Annotated in this window: 1 protein-coding gene; it reads left to right on the top strand. The window is 73.4% G+C overall.

The genetic code is table 11. The annotated features are described in order from the left end of the window. Window positions 1-214 (top strand): beta-ketoacyl synthase N-terminal-like domain-containing protein (locus ACYF6T_RS44855; protein ID WP_461703744.1); only part of this gene is annotated, 214 nt, incomplete at both ends.

The raw sequence follows: 214 nt of genomic DNA, 5'->3' as shown, positions 1-214 counted from the left end.
TCGCTCCGGACGGGCGGTGCAAACCCTTCGCCGACGCCGCCGACGGCACCAGCTGGGCCGAGGGCGCCGCCCTCGTCATGCTCGAACGCCTCACCGACGCCCACCGCAACGGCCACCGCGTCCTCGCCCTCATCCGCGGCAGCGCCATCAACCAGGACGGCACCAGCAACGGCCTCACCGCACCCAACGGCCCCTCCCAGGAACGCGTCATCCG

The sequence above is a fragment of the Streptomyces sp. 7R007 genome (genome assembly GCF_054850255.1).
This window is presented reverse-complemented; position numbering and strand designations above follow the sequence as displayed.